The sequence below is a fragment of the Streptomyces sp. NPDC024687 genome (assembly GCF_055559055.1).
Window position 1 is genome coordinate 51120 of record NZ_JBVHLJ010000016.1, and the last position, 17044, is coordinate 68163.

The window sequence follows — 17044 nt, forward strand, 5'->3', positions numbered from 1 at the left end:
CCTACACTCTCTTCCGAAAGCCAGTCCCTACAGTCCCTTTGGTCCCTCACTTCAGCACGCGCCCGCCCCGCCGGGTCGGCCAGGCAGGGACCGCAGGACAAGCCCCTTACCGAAGGACAGACGCGTGCCCGGCCCCGACGTGACGAGAGTGCCCGCCACTGAGCGGGCGGTCGCACCCCACGCCGTGGCCCGCTGGTGTGCCGAACAGGGCTGGCCGGTCCACCCCTTGGCGACCGGACGCAAGACACCCGCCGCCAACTGCCCGGACTGCAAGGACAAGCACCACCCGCCCGCGGGATGCGCCTGTATCCCCGCCGGCCGCCCCTGCCACGGATTCCACGCCGCGACGACCAGCACGACGCGCATCGACGCCTGGTGGTCCGCTCACCCTTCCTGGGGCGTCGGCGTGGCCTGCGGCGGTGCCGACCTGGTCGTCATCGACATCGACGCTCACGCCGCACCGGTCCCGGACCGCAGCCGGCTTCTGCCCGGGATCGCCATCCACGACTCCGTGAATCTGGATGGCCTGGCCTCCGGCTTCGACACCCTGGCGCTTCTGGCCGCACTGCGTGGCCAGCCCAGTCCGGCGGACGACGACAGCACGCTGCGTGTGCGTACGCCCTCCGGCGGACTGCACGTGTGGTACCGAAACCCCCACCCTGCCATCAGGTTCCGCTGCTCTACCGGGTCCAGCACCAAGACCGCGCTGGCCTGGCAGGTTGATGTCCGGGCCGACGGCGGTTACATCGTCGCCCCCACCACCCGTACCACGCACGGCACTTACCGGTGGGAGGGGCCCTCCCATCTGCCTGCGCCACTGCCCGAGTGGCTGGGCGAGGAACTCGTGCGGACCGGACACACCATCCAGCGGCCGTCAGCCTCGTCCCGGCCCGTGATCCCGCGTAGCCGCAGACCGAGGACGCCCGTGCGCGCGCACCGCGTCCTGGACCCGCTGCTGCTGGAGGTCACCGACTGCGCCGCCCTGCCCGAGGGGGCCGCCTTCACCGAAAAGCTCAACAAGGCCGCCTACACGGCCGGAGGACTGGCGGCCGCCGGGCACCTCGACGAACACACCGCGCGCACCCTGCTGCGCGAGGCCGCCGAGACCGCGCGCCCCTGGCAAAGCACACGCAACGAACGCATCATCGACGACGCCCTCGCCGCCGGGTCCGCCCGCCCGCTCCACCTCGAAGGACGCTCATGAGCAGCGCCGAGACGCCGCGCTTCGACGCCACCGCCGCTGCCCAGCAGATGCTGGACCTCGAACAGACACACCAGCCGCCGACCGCCCTGCCCGCCCAGGCCCACACCTCCCCCCTCGCCACGCCGACACCGTCCTGGGCCTTGCCGGCACCCCTGCCCGCAACCCTCACCGACCGCGGCAACGCCAAGCTGTTCGTCAAGCTCTACCGCGATCAGTTCCGCCACGTCGAAGGCCTGGGCTGGTTCTGCTGGGACGGCTACCGCTGGAAGCGCACCGGCGGCGAGAAGGCCGCTCTATGGGCTGCCGGCGAGATGGCCGAGGACATGCCCGACACCGACCCCCGCGGAATCTTCAGCGACCGCGAACTCCACCACCACAAGAAGCGCACCCTGTCGACCACCGGCATGAAGGCCCTCCTCACCCAGGCCAAGGCATCACCCGACCTGTCCGTCGACCCCGACACCCTCGACGGCGACCCCTACGCTCTGTGCACCCCAGCCGGCGTCGTCGACCTGAACACCGGACTGCTGCGCAAGCCCGACCCCACCCGCGACTTCCACTCCCGCGCCACCAGCGTCGCCCCCCAGCAGACCGAGACCCCGCGCTGGCACCGCTTCCTGCACGACACCTTCGGCGACGACGCCGAAGGCCAGGAAATGATCGACTTCCTGCACCTGCTGCTCGGCTACTCCATCACCGGCGATGTCGGCGCCCAGGTCCTGCCCTTCCTCCACGGTCACGGCAAGAACGGCAAGAGCGTCCTGCTGGACGTCATGATCCAGATCCTGGGCGACTACGCCGACGCCGCCCCGCCCGGCTTCCTCATGGACCGCGGCGCGTTCTCCGAGCACTCCACGGAACTCACCGAACTCCACGGCCGCCGGCTCATCGTCTGCAGCGAGCTCAAGCCCAACGACAAGTTCGACGAGGCGAGAGTCAAGCTCCTGACCGGCGGAGAGAAGATCAAGGCCCGCAGGATGCGCCAGGACTACTTCTCCTTCAGTCCCACCCACCACCTGTGGCTGCTGGGCAACCACCGCCCCGAGGTCAGCAACGGAGGCTTCGCCTTTTGGCGCCGCATCCGCCTGCTGCCCTTCGAACGGACCGTCCCCGACCACCGCAAGATCGACAACCTGGCGCTCGAACTCGTCCGCGACGAAGGCCCCGGCATCCTGCAATGGCTCATCGAGGGCGCCCGCCGCTACCTCACCACCCGCGACAACCTCGAAGGCCCCGACCGCGTCCGTATCGCCACCAGCGCGTACGCCAACACCGAAGACCACATCGGCCGCTTCCTCACCGAATGCTGCACCCGCGACATCGACGCCCAGCCCGACCTCCGCGTCGAACAAGGCCTGCTGTACACCGCCTACGCGTCCTGGTGCAGCACCGGCGAAGGCATCCGCCCCGCCGGCACCCGCGCCTTCGCCACGCGCGTCCGCCAGGAAGTCGGCCTCGCCTCACCCACCGACATGATCAAATCCAACGGCCGCAAGTACTACCCCGGCCTCGCCCTGCTGGACACCCCGTCATGAACCAACCCCCGCGCCCCTCCGACGAACTGCCGCCCACCGGCCCCGGACCGCGGCAGGACCAGCAGCGCCTACCCGGCCTCATCCGCCCGACTTACCATGGAGCCGCAGGGCCACGTCCAGCAGCGGGCGGCTCACCACACCACGAGGCGGGCCGCAACCGGGCCCAGCAGACAAAGGAGGGGCTACAGCCATGAGCTCGCTACTGACCGAGGGCGATCTCACCCACGAAGAAGACATCGTGTGGCTGGAAGACCCCGAACACCTCGACTACGTCCGCCAAGCCCTCGACAAGACCCGCCGCCGCAACACCAAACCCCCCTACGCACGCGACGGCCGCATGGTCGGCTACGCCCTCCTCGACGGTCAGGCCGAACCCGACCCCGACAGCGGCCTGTACAAGCGCCGCGTCTTCTTCCTCCTCCCGCACGACCGCGACAGCCTCCCCGGAGGCCTCTACCGCGAAGGCGCCCCCGGCGAAGCCGTCGACCCACGCACCATCGAGGTGAAGAAAGTGGGGGAGAAGACCCCACGCTCCCAGAGCGGGCCGGCCGCCATAACCGGCTCCCGCTCCTGACGGTCTGCAGCTACCAACTCAGGTGGCGACGGGGGAGAGCAGATGATCAGCGACATCGCCCGGATCGCGACGGCGGTGGGTGTGCTAAGGCCGATCAGCTCGGCTCCGGACGCTTTGGCGGGGGAGTGCGCACTGTCAGCGCCCGCCGCCAAGCCGTAGCCGCAGCCACCGGTGTCCCCACCGAGGGCGTCGCCCCGCCCACCGAGCTCCCCGTCCACCGCATCAGCCCCAACCCGGACAACCCACGCTCCGCTCTGTGAGACCTCACCGACCTCGCGGGAAGCCTGAAGACTCACGGCCAGAAGCAAGCCATCACGGTCATGAACCGCGATGGCTACATCAAGGCCAACCCGCAGCGCGAAGCCGACCTCGACCCAGACACACCCACGTCGTGGTCGACGGCAGCAGCCGCCTCGCCGCCGCCCGCATGGAGAACATCGCCCGTTTCCTCGACTTCGTCTCCAAGAGCATCGCCCGCGCCGCCGAGCAGGCCCGCGAGGTCCTTTACACGAAGCCCGAGGCCCCCACGGACAGCACCCTCTGAGCCACGCGCCGGCCCCGTGCCGCCGCCGGCCGCATCAATGGCCACGAGGCAGAACGCAAGAAGAGCAATGACCCGCGCCATCGGCCCCGCCGAGCGGCCGCCGCCACCCCGCCCGTGCTGCGCAAGATGGTCGCCGCCACCGGCACGGCGCTCGGCCGCCGGGACGTCGCCATTGTTGGCGACAGTGCACCGTGAACGGCATTTCTGATCGCGCACCAGCGGCAGCCGGCGGCCGTCGAGCCGTTGTCCGACAACCGGTCGATTGATGAGCGCCGCTGACGAGCCCCGACTCGGTCGGCGGACCGTCACGAAAGACCGAGGCTACTGACCTGCGACCACTCAGGATGAAAGAGGCTCAGTGGGTCGTTCCGTCGGGGTTGATCGTGTGGAACCCGGTATAGGGAGTGAGGGCAGGAGGGATCTCGATCGAGCCGTCGGCGCGCTGCTTCTGTTCGAGGATTGCTACCACTGTCCTACCGATGGGAAGTCCCGAGCCGTTGAGCGTGGCCGCGTACTCCTTCGTGTCACCCCGCTTGACCCGTATGCCGGCCCGGCGTCCCTGGAAGTCTCCGCAGTCGGATACGGAGGAGATCTCGCGGAAACACTGTTGGCTCGGCAGCCAGACCTCAAGGTCGTAGGTACGGCGGGCGGAGAAGCCGAGGTCGCCCGCGCGAAGGTCTATGACCCGATAGTGCAGACCGAGGCGTTGGAGGCACTCTTCAGCGTGGGACAGCAGGAGTCGGAGCTGTTCTTCCGCGTCCTGCAAGAGACACAGACGTACAAGTTCCACCTTGGCGAATTGGTGGAGGCGGATCACTCCGCGGGTGTCCCGGCCGTAGGACCCGGCCTCCGAGCGGAAGCACGCCGTGTGGGCCGTGAGGCTCAGCGGGAGGTCGTCCGCACCCAGAGTCTCTTTGCCGTAGAGGTTGACCAGGGGCACTTCTGCAGTGGGGATCAGATACAGGTCACGGTCCGCGACCTTGGTGGCGAACAGGTCGTCAGCGAACTTGGGCAGCTGGCCCGTTCCCGTCATCGTCTTCGGTGTCACGAGGTGCGGGACGCTGTGCTCGATGTATCGGTGTTCTTCGGTGTGCAGATCCAGCAGAAAGGAGGCTAGCGCGCGTTCGAGCCGCGCGCCTGCGCCGCGAAACACCGCGAAGCGGGATCCGGACAGCTTGCTGGCCCGAGGCAGGTCGAGGAGGCCTGCGGACGTGGCCAGATCGACGTGGTCGCGCGGTTCGAAATCGAAGGTCGGCTGGCGTCCCCACCGCCGGATCTCGACTGGCCGGTCATCCGGGCCGCCCTCAGGGGCCTCGCTCGAGGGAACATTGGGCACTGCCAGCAGGAAGGTAGTCAACTCACTGTCGGCGACTCGCTGTTCTTCATCGGCCAGCTGGACCTGGCGCTTCAGCTCTTTCGCGGTGTCGAGGTCGTTTTGATCCCTGGCACCGCGTTGCTCCGCCAGCTTGCGGGTGACTGAGTTGAGTCGTCCACGCAGGGAGTTTTTGTGCACGATGGCCTCTGCGCGCCGCTGAACGAGCTTTTTCAAGGTGTCCGTGTCAAGGACATAACGCCGTCTGCTCAGCCGTTGTTCGGCTTGGGTGTCCGGACGCAGCAGCTCCTGAGGGTCGTGCACGATGTCTCCTTGCGCGACGAGGGCCCTTTCGAGCAATCGGGCCAGCCGGTCGAGGCCTGTGCCGACGAGGACCGGCCGGGCCATGACATACAGGGCAGTCCCCAGAGAGTGCGGAGAGGGCAGGATTCGAACCTGCGTGGGCCGAAGCCCGACCGAGTTGGAAACCCGGACCCCGATAGGCCACTACGGGCACCTCTCCCTATAGCGTTTCCGCGATCCATTCGCCGTCGCGCTGTTGGTGAATAGTCTGCCCCCATGGCTCTGACCGCCTCCTGACTCCCCACTGACAGCACGGCCTTCAGGTCCCAGAGCCCTTCCCGAGCGGGCGCGCCAGCGGCCCCGCGGTCCGCAGGACGAAGTCGGCGAAGCGCCGGGTCGTGGCGATCACCGGGTCCCCAAGGCAAGCGTGACGTCCGCCGTCGCTCCGGGTGCTGCCGCCACCCCTGCGGTCACGGGCGATCCGCGTGTGCAGTTGATGTCGTGTCGCCTGCGGCAGCTGCGCACATAGTGATCAATAACTCGCGGGCCGTAGCGCACCAGCGCGTCCAGGCGGGCTCCGCGGCGAGCCAGGCATCGGGACCCGGACACCTCCCCGTGAGCCCAGGCCACCGAGCTGGGCCGTCTGGGAGCGCCGACCGGAAGTAGCGTCGTGCGAAGACGGCGAACAAATCTGCAGCAGCGGGGAGTTGACTCGTTCTATCCCGCTATATGGCGGAATTCTGCATTCTACCCACGGTAACCAGGGCCTTTATGTCCACTGGTCTTGGTGTAGTTGCTCGCAACGGGGGCATGCCCAGCAGGTCGACCTGGCCGGGTGAAGGGCTGGCAGGACACCTCACGGAGGCCCGCAGCGACGCTGGTGCGGCCGTGCTCACGGAGCTTGTTGATCGCGAGGTTGCGCAGGGGGGGCCATACTCTCCGCGCCGTGACCGATGCGGACTTGGGAGTGGTCCTCGTCGAAGGTGACATCGTGGACGAAGTTCTGACGAGTCGTGCGATCTGTTCACGCCTGTGGTGAGATCCGTGATCGTGTAGACGGTCTCACGGGTCCGTTTCCCGGTCTTCAGGCTGGTGCGGTGCCGGGTGATCCTCGCGATCTGAGCGGCGCGCGGGAAGTCCAGGTCCGCGATGATCAAGATCTGGACGACCGGGCTTCTTTGCGGCCGTGGCCCTCGCTGCGGTCGCAGAACTTTGCGGTGGCCTGCTCTCAGGGCAGGGTGCGCAGGCGCTCGTGCAACGTGGGCCGGTTCCTTACGGTGAACGCGTAGCGCGCCTTCTTCGCCTCGCCCAGGAACGTAGCGTGGTCACGCCGGGTGTGAAGAGCGTCGGCCGTCACCACGATCCCGGCCAGGTCGAAAAGGGCCGACAAGGCGGCGAAGCGGGTCCGCGGCCACCGGCTCCGCCTGGCTCGGGTCGGCGCCGGCCAGTCGGCGGGGCCGCCCGGGTAGGCACCGGCGATGATGCCGCGGATCGTCGCCGCGGAGGGCGCGATGCGCGCGTTCAACGAGGTCATCAGGCGTGCTACCGCACCGGGTCAGAGCCTGTTGCGGAGCGCTGCGGGCCCACTGCCCGATCGCCGCGTACGAACGCGCGCCCGCCGGCACCGCCGAGGCGGCGATCAACAGGCACTGCCCCGAACGGGTGACGCACGTCGCGACGACGGCGCGAGTCCGGCAGTTGACCGGCCGCTCGGCCAGCGACAGCCCCGAACGCCGGCTCAGCACAGGCGATTTGACGAGATGGACAGCGGCCGATGACGGTACATCACATCGAGGCTCCGGGTTCTGAACGGCAAGGTCATCCGTCCGGAACGGGAATCTCGATCTGTTCGTATCGGGCCGCAGGGACGTCATCACCACGCCGTGACCAGCACTTCACCTGCCAAAGAGACTTTGCAACAGCCCTGCCCCGGTAACGCAGCTGTGGGGGCGTCGTGTTCAGGGGCAGGGTGATGTTGTCGCAATCCTGCCGGTGCGGAGGCGGGGCAGCTGCCATAATCAAGACGTGCTCGAAGAGGTGGTCAAACGTGCAGAAGCGATTATTGCTAGGTGTCGTCGGGCGCATCGTTGACTGCCAAAAGCACCTGATTCTGCCCCTGATGGTCGATTTCGTCCCCCGTATCGACCATCAGGGGCGCACTACGTGGTGCGAGCCTCGACGCTGTGGTGGCTCCGCGATCGAGCGAAATCCGCTTGGTCAACCGATACGGAGGCTTCCCATGCCAGAATATGAAAGAGCACTTAAGGAAGACACCCGTGTGATGCTGGACGCTGTTGCCGCTTATCGCATGGCGGTGGGAAGCCACTGTGAGGAATTAGCGGACCTGCAACTCGACAAGGCCGCCGCCATGCTCAAACCTGATGGAACGGTTACCCGGCTCCTGCGGGAACTGACGAGCCATGAACTGGATTTCCTTGCGTATACCGAGGAGCCTTCTTCGCCGGGCGGTGTTCGCCAGCACGAGTTGCCCTCGCACGACACCAAGGGTGGTGCGGAGGTGTTTGCTATCTGGCAGGTGGTGTGCGAGCGATCCCGGAGTGCCGCCCGGTATCTGAGCGCCTTGTGCACCCGAGGGCTGCTGGAGGAGGCAGAACTGCGAAAGGCATTGTTGCCCCTCTTCGGTGAATATGCGCGCTGCGAAGCCAAGCTGCAAGTTCTCCGTAGTCACTGTGAGTGACTCGCCGTGGTCCTGGGGGGCGCGGGAAGAGCTGTATTTCAGTAGCGGAGGATGCGATGACTGAGCATTTGGACGACTCGGCGCGGAAAGCGGTTCAGAAGCAGGCCACGGGTATGAGTCATGGGGACGCGACGATCACGGAAGCCGGTTTACGGGATGCACGGCAGCGGTTGCCGAAGGCGTACTGTCTTGAATCTCTTTGGCGTCAGACGTATCTGGACTGTGAGCTCGCGGAATGGCAACGTCTAATTCGCCTGTTGAGCGAGGGCGGCTTCGGCGCTTATTCGCCGGACAAGGACCCTTTGGTAAGGGAACTGCACACGTGAACAGTAAGGACGAGTGAATCCCTGGAGGCGCCTGAGTCAGGTGACGATTCCGGCCCCCACGGTACGGTTTGTGGACTCATCGATCAGAATGAATCCGCCCATCGTTCTGTTCCGTCGGTAGGAATCGAACGCCAGCGGGACGGTGGTGCGAAGACTGACACTGCCGATCTCGTTGACGGCAAGGCTCGTGGCCGGCTCTTCGCGCAAAGTGTTGATGTCGAGCCGGTACCCCAGCTGCCGCACCATGGCGCGCGCCGTGCGCGTGGTGTGTTTGACCGCGTACTTCTGGGTCGGGTCAAGGGCCTGGCTCTCGTCCATCCAGCACACCAGGGCCTGCAAATCCTGGGAGACCGCTGGAGCGTCGTGCGGGTGACATAGCAGGTCCCCGCGGGAGATGTCGAGTTCGTCGGCGAGCTCGATCGTCACGGACATGGGCGGGCGGGCTTCCGGAACGGAGCCGCTGGGCGAGTTGATCCTGGTGATTCGAGTGGTGGCACGGGAGGGCAGGACCAGCACCTCGTCGCCGGTACGCAGCACACCGGCAGCCATCTGGCCGGCATAGCTGCGGTGGTCGGTGACGCGAGTGGACTGCGGCCGGATCACGTACTGGACCGGTAGCCGGGCACCCAGGGAGTCCGTGACAGATGTGGCGGGCACGTTCTCCAGGTGCGTGAGCAGAGCAGGGCCGTCATACCATGGCATGTCCGGCGAGGGGTGTACGACGTTGTCGCCCCGCAGCGCCGACACAGGGATGACAGTGACATCTCGCGCGCCGATCTCGGCGGTGTAGTCAGTGAACTCCGCACGCAGCTCCTCGAACTGCGCCTGGCTGAAGTCGACGAGGTCCATCTTGTTCACGCACAGGACCAGGTGCCGGACGCCCAGCAGGGTGCACAGCAACGCGTGCCGGCGGCTCTGTTCCACCAGTCCCTTCCGCGCGTCAGCCAGGATGAGCGCCAGGTCGGCCGTGGAGGCTCCGGTGATCATGTTGCGGGTGTACTGGGTATGCCCTGGAGTGTCGGCGACGATGAATTTGCGTCTCGGCGTCGAGAAATATCGGTAGGCGACGTCGATGGTGATCCCTTGTTCGCGTTCCGCGCGAAGTCCGTCGGTGAGCAAGGACAGATCGGTGTAGTCGTCGCCGCGTGCGCTGGAGACGGCCTCGATCGCGGACAGCTGATCGTCGAAGAGCGACTTCGAGTCATACAGCAACCTGCCGATCAGGGTCGACTTCCCGTCGTCCACCGAACCGGCGGTGGCGAATCGCAGCATGTTCATCAGAAATACCCCTCGCGCTTGCGGTCTTCCATGGCCGATTCGCTGACCTTGTCGTCACCGCGTGTGGCTCCGCGCTCGGTCAGCCGGGTGGTGAGGATCTCCTGGATGACGTCCGCCGCCGTCGTGGCGCCGGAGCCGACGGCGGCGGTGCATGAGGCGTCTCCGATGGTGCGGTAGCGCACCTGCGCGATGTACGGCTCTTCGCCGGGCCGGACGGGCAGGTGTTCGTGGATCGCGTACAGCATCCCGTCTCGGTTCACGACGGACCGCTCGTGGGCGTAGTACAGCGCTGGGAGCTCGATGTCCTCCCGTTGGATGTAGTGCCAGATGTCCAGTTCGGTCCAGTTGGACAGGGGGAACACCCGGATCGACTCGCCCGGACGGATGCGGGAGTTGTACAAGGACCACAGTTCGGGCCGTTGGCTCTTGGGATTCCACTGACCGAAGTCGTCACGGAAACTGACGACACGTTCCTTCGCCCTGGCCTTTTCCTCGTCCCGGCGGGCGCCGCCGAACAGGGCGGTGAGACGGTGCCTTTCAATCGTCTGGAGCAGGACGGGTGTCTGGATCGCGTTGCGCATGCCGGAATCAGGCTCGACGACCAGGCCGGAGTTGATCGCCTCCTGCACGCTGCCTACGATGAGCTGCGCCTCCAGTTCAGCGGTGAGTTTGTCCCTGAGCTCCAGCACCTCGGTGAAGTTGTGCCCGGTGTCCACATGCACCAGCGGGAACGGTATCCGTGCGGGCGCGAAGGCCTTCTGCGCCAAATGGAGCATCACGATCGAGTCCTTGCCCCCGGAGAACAGCAGGGCCGGCCGTTCCGATTCCGCGACGACCTCGCGGAGTATGAAAATCGCCTCCGCCTCAAGGGTGGCGAGGTGTTCGACGTCCACAGCCGGTATGGCACGGGGTGTGTCACGGTCGATGGAGGTGGGCATCACGGTTCACTTCCTTCGCGGGGGGAAGCTGGTCACTGTGGTCGGCGGGCGCTGGTGCAGCCGACGCCGGGAGGAGCCGGCGCAGGAGCGGCCCGGTCATGGCGGTTGTCACCAGTGCCATGCACACGAACATCGCGAACAACTGCTCATCCAGAACGCCCAGCTCGAGGCCCAGGCTGAGGACGACGAGTTCGGTCAGCCCACGGCAGTTCATCATCGCCCCGAGCGCCAGCGCCTCGCGTCGGGTGTGGCCGCCTATCGCGAGTGCGGTGGCGGAGGCGCTGGTCATCTTGGCCACGACAGCCACCACAGTGATCAGCAGACAGGTCAGCCAGGGACCGGTGCCGTTCAGCGTGCTCAACGTGGTCTGCAGACCGACGGTCACGAAGAACAGCGGCAGCAGCAGCCACACCGTGACGCCCTGGATCTTGCGGCTCAGTTCACTGATCAGGGGAGAGCTGCGCGGCATGATGACGCCCGCCATGAAGGGGCCGAAGATCGCGTGCACCCCCATGCGGTCGGTGGCCAGCGCGGAAAGCAGGATCAGGCACACCAGCGCGGCGCACAGGCCGTCAGGCGAAAGTCGATTGCGCTCGGCTCGTGCCACCGCCCTGGTCACCAGCGGTTTGACGACCATCCACATCACCAGCGCGAAAGCAGTCACGAACACCACCGCGAGACAGGCGGCGGTCAGCGACGTGCCCCGCACGATGGCGATCACCACCGCGAGCAGGCCCCAGGCGGTGGCGTCGCCGACCCCCGCCGCGGTCAGCCCGGTCACACCGATCGGGGTGCGCAGCAGCCGACGCTCCGACAGCACTCGCGCCAGTACGGGGAACGCGGTGATGGAGAAGGACAGCGCGACGAACAGCAGGAAGGCCGTCTCGCTCGCATGCGCCGGGGGATATCGCCCGTGCAGCCACCAGGCCATGAGCAGGCCCGCGAGGAAGGGCACGGCGATCGAGGCGTGGCCGATGAGGAATCCCACGGGCCCGCTCTTGCGTAGCGTGCCCGAGGGGACCTCCGCTCCGACCAGGAACATGAAGAACACCACGCCGAACTGGGCCAGTGTGTTCAGGTGTGGCAGGACCGAGGTGGGAAACAGCCACTCCTGCGCCCGGGGCGCGATCCCGCCGAGCACGGAGGGGCCCAGGACCAGACCGGTCACCAACTCACCGACGACCGCGGGCTGGCCGCACCGCCGCGCGACCGCTCCGCCCAGCGCCGCGGCGCCGACCACGACCGAGGTGGCCACGAGCAGTCGGTACAGCTGCAGGTCACCGCCGGAACCGGAGCCGACGCCAGCGGCGCCGCTGGCGGAACCGTGCGCCAGCCTGCTGAGTATGCACATCGCCGTGACAACCGGTACCAGTACGATGAACGAGTAGACACCGAGATAGCGCCTCATGACCGAGCATCCTCAGGAAGCGGTACAGGCCGGTACAGCGAACGGTGCGACACGGCCGGGGGACCAGGCAGGGGCGCACGGCGCCGGCAGAGGGTCGGCGGGGGGAGGAACCCAGGTTGAGCAGACTCGCAGTTGTCTCGGGCGCGGCCACCGGCATCGGCAGGGCGGTGGCCGAGGCTCTGGCGGCCGAGGGGGCCGACGTTGTGATGATCGGGCGCCGGGCGGACCGCCTGGCGGCGGCCGCCGCCGAGCTGAACGAGAAGCTGGGGGCCGAGCGGGCCCGGGCCGTGCAGGCGGATCTGACCGTGCCGCAGGACGTGGAGCGAGCGGCGGGTGACATCACGTCCACGGGCCGCACCGTGGACGTCCTGGTCAACAACGCCGGCGGGAACTTCGCCCCTACTGCGTCGAAAGACCTCGCCGACGTCCGCCGTGACTGGCTCGTCAACGTCACCGGCAACGTGCTTCCCGCCGTGCTGCTGACACACGCCCTCATGCCGGCGCTGAGCCGCCCCGGCGGCCGCGTCCTCACCATCGGCTCCATCGCGGCCCTGCGCGGCTCGGGCTCCTACGGCGCCGCCAAGGCCGCACTGCACCCCTGGTCGACGGAACTTGCCGTGCGGCTGGCGCCCGAGGGGATCACCGTCAACGTCATCGCCCCCGGTTACATCCAGGACACCGAGTTCTACGGTGAGCGCATGTCCCAGCAGTTCCACGCCGACCGATCCCGGCAGGCGCCGGCCGGCCGCGGCGGCACCGTCGAGGAGGTGGCCGCGACGGTGGCACACCTGGCCGGCCCTGCCGCCGGATTCATCACCGGCCAGATCCTCCAGATCAACGGGGGCGCAGTGACCGGACGAGGCTGAGCAGGAGCCCGTGGCCGAAGTGGCGAGAGCGTTCACAGAGGGTCCACGGCAAGCGACTTGCGGGCTTCGGCCACGGCGCGGCCGGTCAGCACGGAGGAGGAGCCCAGGTAGCTGGCCGCGTCGAAGATCTCATCCAGTTCGTCCGGCCCCAGCTTTCCGCTGATCTGGGGGTACGCCTCCACAAGGGTGCGCACGAGCCGGCCTTCCTGTTGTGCGCGCTGGGTGAGTTCGTAGACGAGTTCGTGGGCGCGCTGCTTGCCGATGTGCTTACCCAGCGTCAGCATGAGCCGCTCGGACATGATTTTGTCGGCGGCGGCCTCGGTGTTGTGACGCATCCGGTCGGTGTGGACCAGCAGCCCGGTGACACTCTCCGTCAGCATGCCGCATGCGGCCAGGCAGTAGTGTGCGATGTCGGGTATGCAGGCCCACTCGATGCGCAGGGCGCGCGCGTCGCGCTCGTGGTCGCCGATCATCGCCGACAGGGCGGCGCCGGCCTGTGCGTTCGCCAGCCGGGCCATCACCACGACCTGCTCCAGGCGCTCGGGATTGCGCTTGTGCGGCATAGTGCTGCTGCCGACCTTGCCCGGCCGCCAGGCCTCGGCGACCTCGGCGAATTCCGGCCTGGACAGCGTACGCAGCTCGTCCGCGATCCGGGCGAGGGTGCCGGTGACCATCGCCAGGGCGAGGACGAACTCCGTCGGCCTGTCACGCGCGGCGTGCCAGCCGGTCGTCGGCACCCCGAGTCCCAGGCGGTGGGCGAACCGCTCCAGAACGGCGGGCCCGAGGTCGCCGAATCCCGCCATGGTGCCCGCCCCGCCGAACAGTTGCGCCACCACGACGCGCTCACGCAGCTGCGCAAGGCGGTCGTGGTGGCGCAGGAGCTCGTCGGTCCAGCCGGCCACCTTCAGCCCGAAGCTCATGGGCAGAGCGGGCTGGGCATGCGTGCGGCCCAGTGCCACCGTGTCCGCGTGCTGCCCGGCCAGATCCGCCAATTGAGCTATGAGCGCGGCCAGTTGAGGCTGCAGAACGTCGAGCACGTCACGGATCTCCAGGCTCTGCCCGGTGTCCTGGATGTCCTGGGTCGTGGCGCCGTAGTGGATGAACTGTCCCGCCTCGGGGCCGCAGGCCGCCTCGAGGACGCGCAGCAGACCGACGAGCGAGTGCCCGGAGGCGTCGATCTCGCGCTGTACGGCATCGAGGTCGATGAGTTCCATGCGCGCGCTGCTGGCGATGATGTCCGCCATGTCCTGCGGGATCAGGCCGAGTTCACCCTGCGCCTGGGCCAGTGCCGCTTCGATGTCAAGCCAGCGCTGATTGCGGCAGACGTCGCAGAAGATCCGGCGGCTGTCGGGGGAGGCGTAGCGGTTCCCGTAGAACCGGGAGTCGGTGATGTGGCCGCGTTCGTGGCGACAGGATTCGTGTGCGGTGTGCAGTTGCGGATGAGGGCTCATGTCTTCCCCTTGTGAACTGGTACCCGGCGAATGGGCGCGGATCAGGCGCGGGCGCCGCTGGTCGTGAGGTACGGGCAGTGGCCGTACGCAGGCGCGTCCGCGTCGATCTCGGTGCGCGCCGCCAGACGCAGCGCGGCGTGACGAGGGGTGTCGGCGTACTGGCAGGCCGTGGTGAACAGGTCGTCGACGAGCCGGCGGGCAAGACGCGCGGAACCGGCCAGTACCTGCTCGGCGGTGGGGGGCCGGTCGGGGCCGAAGAGCAGCTCCATCGAGGCGGAGCCGCCGATGCCGCCGATGAAGTCCGGCACCACCAGCACTCCGCGCAGATGCAGGGCTTGCTCCGTTGTCTCGCTCAGGCCGTGGTTGGCGCCGACAGCCACCGCCGGACAGGGCAGGCCGGCAGCCGATTCCGCGTCGACAGCGTCGGCGCCGGCCGCCAGGACCAATACGTCGGCGGGAACGGCGAGCAGCGACTCGCGTGCCGGCTGCACGTGCTCGGGAGCGAGCTGCGGGACGGGTGTTCCCGGCCTGCTGTGCAGCATCCGGGCCAGGTCCAGCCCCCGTGCATCCGCGACACAGCCGTGCTCGTCGGCGATCGCCACCACCCGGACTCCCTCGTCCAGGAAGGCGTGCGCGGCGGCACGGCCGAGCGTCCCGAACCCCTGCAACGCGACGCAGACGGGTCCGGTCGCGCCTGCGGCACGGGCGCCGCCGATCGCCGCGTGCGCGAGGACGTGACCCGCCCGCCGCTGGCTGAGCGTCAGCATGCCCACCCGGTCGTCCAGGCGGGCCATGCGCGCGAAGAACTCCTCATCGGTCAGGCGCTGGGCCTTCTTCACGGCGTACTTGATGGAGGGGATGCCGCGGGCGGCGGCGAGCTGCTGGAGGTTGTCCCACCGGGTGCCCATGTCGGAGCCCATGCTGAAGCGATGGTGCAGCTCGTCATGGAGGAACGACAGGAAGCCACCCAACGCCTGCTGCGCACCCGGTGAGCGGGGGTCGTAGTCGATCCCGCACTTGGCGCCGGTGACATTGAGCCCGAGGACCTGTTGTTTGAGAGTCATGGCGGAGGCGAGCGCACTCAGTTCGTCGGGGTTCAGGCCTGGCTGCATCCGACAGCCTCCGGCTGCCAGCGAGCCGGAAGTGCTGTCGTACGCCAGCCAGCCACGCACCCCGCCGGCGGAATCCTCGTAGCTGAGGATCTGTGTCATGGTGTTCCTCTCACCGTTGGTCGGTGTCGCTCATGCAAGGAGGGCCAGGACGTCGCTGGTAGTGATCAGCGCTTCGGGCAGGCCGCCGGCGACGGCGACGGCGGCGCCATCGCGGTCGAGGGCGTCCATCACGTCTGCCAGCAACTGGCCGACGCCGACGACCGGCAGGGGCGGGGACATATGGGCGCCGACCTCGTCATCAGGGCTCAGACGGCCCTGGGCCAGACCGCGGGCGAGGCCGGAATCGGTGAGGACGCCGCGGATCTCGGGCAGCCGTACCGGGGGCTTCGCGCCGGCCACGAGGAGATGGGCCAGTCCCCGCTCGCGCATCAGCTTCACGGCGCCCGCCACGCTCTCGGCGGGGTCCACGAACATCAAGGGGCGGCTGTGCCCGCGGCGCTCCAGCAGATCGCCGACCCGAACCCCTGACCCGGGCTGGTCGGTGAAGCCGAAGCGCTGAGTCCATTCGTCATTGAAGATCTTCGACAGGTATCCGCGGCCGGAATCGGGGATGAGCACCACGACGACGTCCTTGGGTCCCAGGCCGCGGGCCACGGCCAGCGCCGCAGCCACGGCCATGCCCCCCGACCCGCCGGTGAGGATGCCCTCCTCGCGGGCGAGCCGCTGGGTCATGCCGATGGAGTCCTGGTCGGACACCGCGATGATGTCGTCCGCCACCTCCGGGTCGTAGGACCGCGGCAGCGAGGGCTGGCCCACTCCCTCGACGACGTAGGGACGCCCGGCGCCGCCGGAGTAGACCGAACCCTCCGGGTCGGCGCCGACGATCCGCACGCGTCCCCGGGAGACCTCCTTCAGATAGCGGCCGGTGCCGGAGACGGTGCCCCCGGTTCCTACGCCCGCGACGAAATGGGTGACGCGTCCTTCGGTCTGCGTCCAGATCTCCGGACCTGTGGTGTGGTAGTGCGAGTCGGGGTTGGCCGAATTTGCGTACTGGTTCGGCGAGTATGCCCCGTCGATCTCGACGGCCAGCCGCGCGGCCGTGCTCCGGTAGGAATCGGGATGGTCGACGGGGACCGCGGCCGGACAGACCCGCACGTCGGCGCCGTACGCCCGCAACACCGCGATCTTGTCGGGGGAGACCTTGTCGGGGCAGGTGAACACGCACCGGTAGCCGCGCTGCTGGGCAACGAGGGCCAGGCCGACCCCGGTGTTCCCCGACGTCGGCTCCACGATGGTGCCGCCCGGGCGCAGCAGGCCCGCCTCCTCGGCGGCCAGGATCATGCGCAGCGCAATACGGTCCTTGGCCGAACCGCCGGGGTTGAAGGATTCCAGCTTGGCCACGATCGTCGGTGTCAGACCCTTGCTGACGTGCCGCAGCCGCACCAGGGGAGTGTTGCCGATCAGGTCGATGATGGATTCGTGGGCGTGCACAGCG

Annotated in this window: 15 protein-coding genes, 1 tRNA gene and 1 pseudogene; 8 read left to right on the top strand and 9 right to left on the bottom strand. The window is 68.0% G+C overall.

The window, feature by feature from the left end:
- The first annotated feature begins 124 nt into the window (after positions 1-124).
- From ACZ39I_RS39425 to ACZ39I_RS39445, 5 genes and pseudogenes are all read left to right on the top strand, one after another.
- Complete coding sequence (locus ACZ39I_RS39425) at positions 125-1204, top strand: bifunctional DNA primase/polymerase (protein ID WP_467250215.1); 1080 nt, start codon at positions 125-127, stop codon at positions 1202-1204.
- Positions 1201-2739, top strand: a complete 1539-nt coding sequence (locus tag ACZ39I_RS39430) for a DNA primase family protein (RefSeq protein ID WP_467250216.1) — start codon at positions 1201-1203, stop codon at positions 2737-2739. Before ACZ39I_RS39425 ends, ACZ39I_RS39430 begins: the two co-directional genes overlap by 4 nt.
- A 190-nt stretch (positions 2740-2929) precedes the next feature.
- Positions 2930-3313, top strand: coding sequence for a DUF6009 family protein (locus ACZ39I_RS39435; protein ID WP_306971812.1), 384 nt, complete (start codon positions 2930-2932; stop codon positions 3311-3313).
- A gap of 125 nt (positions 3314-3438) precedes the next feature.
- Positions 3439-3573 carry a hypothetical protein gene (locus ACZ39I_RS39440; protein WP_467250218.1) on the top strand — a complete coding sequence of 45 codons (135 nt, stop codon included), beginning with the start codon at positions 3439-3441 and terminating at the stop codon, positions 3571-3573.
- A gap of 155 nt (positions 3574-3728) precedes the next feature.
- A pseudogene (locus ACZ39I_RS39445) lies at positions 3729-3857 on the top strand (MarR family transcriptional regulator); the annotation flags it as partial.
- Between the two features lie 355 nt (positions 3858-4212).
- Here ACZ39I_RS39445 and serS read toward each other — a convergent pair.
- The 3 genes from serS to ACZ39I_RS39460 form a co-directional block, all read right to left on the bottom strand.
- Entirely contained in the window at positions 4213-5493 is a 1281-nt protein-coding gene (serS, locus tag ACZ39I_RS39450) for a serine--tRNA ligase (protein WP_467250374.1), read from the bottom strand.
- A gap of 111 nt (positions 5494-5604) precedes the next feature.
- A tRNA-Gly gene (locus tag ACZ39I_RS39455) sits at positions 5605-5692 on the bottom strand.
- Between the two features lie 1008 nt (positions 5693-6700).
- Complete coding sequence (locus ACZ39I_RS39460) at positions 6701-7006, bottom strand: hypothetical protein (protein WP_467250220.1); 306 nt, start codon at positions 7004-7006, stop codon at positions 6701-6703.
- A 513-nt stretch (positions 7007-7519) separates the two neighbouring features.
- Between ACZ39I_RS39460 and ACZ39I_RS39465 the strand changes: the two genes are divergently transcribed.
- Together ACZ39I_RS39465 and ACZ39I_RS39470 are read left to right on the top strand one after the other, a co-directional pair.
- Positions 7520-8170: a hypothetical protein gene (locus ACZ39I_RS39465; RefSeq protein WP_467250222.1), complete on the top strand. Its 651-nt coding sequence runs from the start codon at positions 7520-7522 to the stop codon at positions 8168-8170.
- Positions 8171-8226: 56 nt separating this feature from the next.
- The gene (locus ACZ39I_RS39470; RefSeq protein ID WP_467250224.1) at positions 8227-8496 is read left to right on the top strand and encodes a hypothetical protein; all 270 of its coding nucleotides are present in this window, start codon (positions 8227-8229) and stop codon (positions 8494-8496) included.
- Between the two features lie 36 nt (positions 8497-8532).
- Here the strand turns inward: ACZ39I_RS39470 and ACZ39I_RS39475 are convergent, their stop codons facing one another.
- Genes ACZ39I_RS39475 through ACZ39I_RS39485 form a run of 3 tightly spaced genes read right to left on the bottom strand, consistent with a single transcriptional unit; the run spans position 8533 to position 12120 of the window.
- The gene (locus ACZ39I_RS39475; RefSeq protein WP_467250226.1) at positions 8533-9768 is read right to left on the bottom strand and encodes a sulfate adenylyltransferase subunit 1; all 1236 of its coding nucleotides are present in this window, start codon (positions 9766-9768) and stop codon (positions 8533-8535) included.
- Between the two features lie 5 nt (positions 9769-9773).
- On the bottom strand, positions 9774-10712 hold the full coding sequence (gene cysD / locus ACZ39I_RS39480) for a sulfate adenylyltransferase subunit CysD (RefSeq protein ID WP_467250228.1): 939 nt from the start codon (positions 10710-10712) through the stop codon (positions 9774-9776).
- Entirely contained in the window at positions 10690-12120 is a 1431-nt protein-coding gene (locus ACZ39I_RS39485; protein WP_467250230.1) for a cation:proton antiporter, read from the bottom strand. The genes cysD and ACZ39I_RS39485 overlap by 23 nt, the downstream gene beginning before the upstream one ends.
- Positions 12121-12236: 116 nt before the next feature.
- On the opposite strand from ACZ39I_RS39485, the gene ACZ39I_RS39490 reads away from it, so the two are divergent.
- Positions 12237-12986, top strand: coding sequence for an SDR family NAD(P)-dependent oxidoreductase (locus ACZ39I_RS39490; RefSeq protein WP_467250232.1), 750 nt, complete (start codon positions 12237-12239; stop codon positions 12984-12986).
- A 32-nt stretch (positions 12987-13018) separates the two neighbouring features.
- Here ACZ39I_RS39490 and ACZ39I_RS39495 read toward each other — a convergent pair whose 3' ends face one another.
- From ACZ39I_RS39495 to ACZ39I_RS39505, 3 genes are read right to left on the bottom strand one after another with little or no spacing between them, the layout of a single operon-like run.
- Entirely contained in the window at positions 13019-14437 is a 1419-nt protein-coding gene (locus tag ACZ39I_RS39495; protein ID WP_467250234.1) for a class-II fumarase/aspartase family protein, read from the bottom strand.
- A 41-nt stretch (positions 14438-14478) separates the two neighbouring features.
- Positions 14479-15648 carry a Glu/Leu/Phe/Val dehydrogenase dimerization domain-containing protein gene (locus ACZ39I_RS39500; protein ID WP_467250236.1) on the bottom strand — a complete coding sequence of 390 codons (1170 nt, stop codon included), beginning with the start codon at positions 15646-15648 and terminating at the stop codon, positions 14479-14481.
- 30 nt (positions 15649-15678) lie between these two features.
- The gene (locus tag ACZ39I_RS39505; protein WP_467250238.1) at positions 15679-17040 is read right to left on the bottom strand and encodes a cystathionine beta-synthase; all 1362 of its coding nucleotides are present in this window, start codon (positions 17038-17040) and stop codon (positions 15679-15681) included.
- Between the last annotated feature and the right edge of the window lie 4 nt (positions 17041-17044).

What these genes read in the sequence shown, in the direction of transcription:
- ACZ39I_RS39500 (WP_467250236.1), bottom strand. Translation starts at nt 15,648, where the DNA reads ATGACACAGATCCTCAGCTACGAGGATTCCGCCGGCGGGGTGCGTGGC.
- ACZ39I_RS39470 (WP_467250224.1), top strand. Translation starts at nt 8,227, where the DNA reads ATGACTGAGCATTTGGACGACTCGGCGCGGAAAGCGGTTCAGAAGCAG.
- cysD (WP_467250228.1), bottom strand. Translation starts at nt 10,712, where the DNA reads ATGCCCACCTCCATCGACCGTGACACACCCCGTGCCATACCGGCTGTG.
- ACZ39I_RS39435 (WP_306971812.1), top strand. Translation starts at nt 2,930, where the DNA reads ATGAGCTCGCTACTGACCGAGGGCGATCTCACCCACGAAGAAGACATC.
- ACZ39I_RS39475 (WP_467250226.1), bottom strand. Translation starts at nt 9,768, where the DNA reads ATGCTGCGATTCGCCACCGCCGGTTCGGTGGACGACGGGAAGTCGACC.
- ACZ39I_RS39460 (WP_467250220.1), bottom strand. Translation starts at nt 7,006, where the DNA reads ATGACCTCGTTGAACGCGCGCATCGCGCCCTCCGCGGCGACGATCCGC.
- ACZ39I_RS39485 (WP_467250230.1), bottom strand. Translation starts at nt 12,120, where the DNA reads ATGAGGCGCTATCTCGGTGTCTACTCGTTCATCGTACTGGTACCGGTT.
- ACZ39I_RS39495 (WP_467250234.1), bottom strand. Translation starts at nt 14,437, where the DNA reads ATGAGCCCTCATCCGCAACTGCACACCGCACACGAATCCTGTCGCCAC.
- ACZ39I_RS39430 (WP_467250216.1), top strand. Translation starts at nt 1,201, where the DNA reads ATGAGCAGCGCCGAGACGCCGCGCTTCGACGCCACCGCCGCTGCCCAG.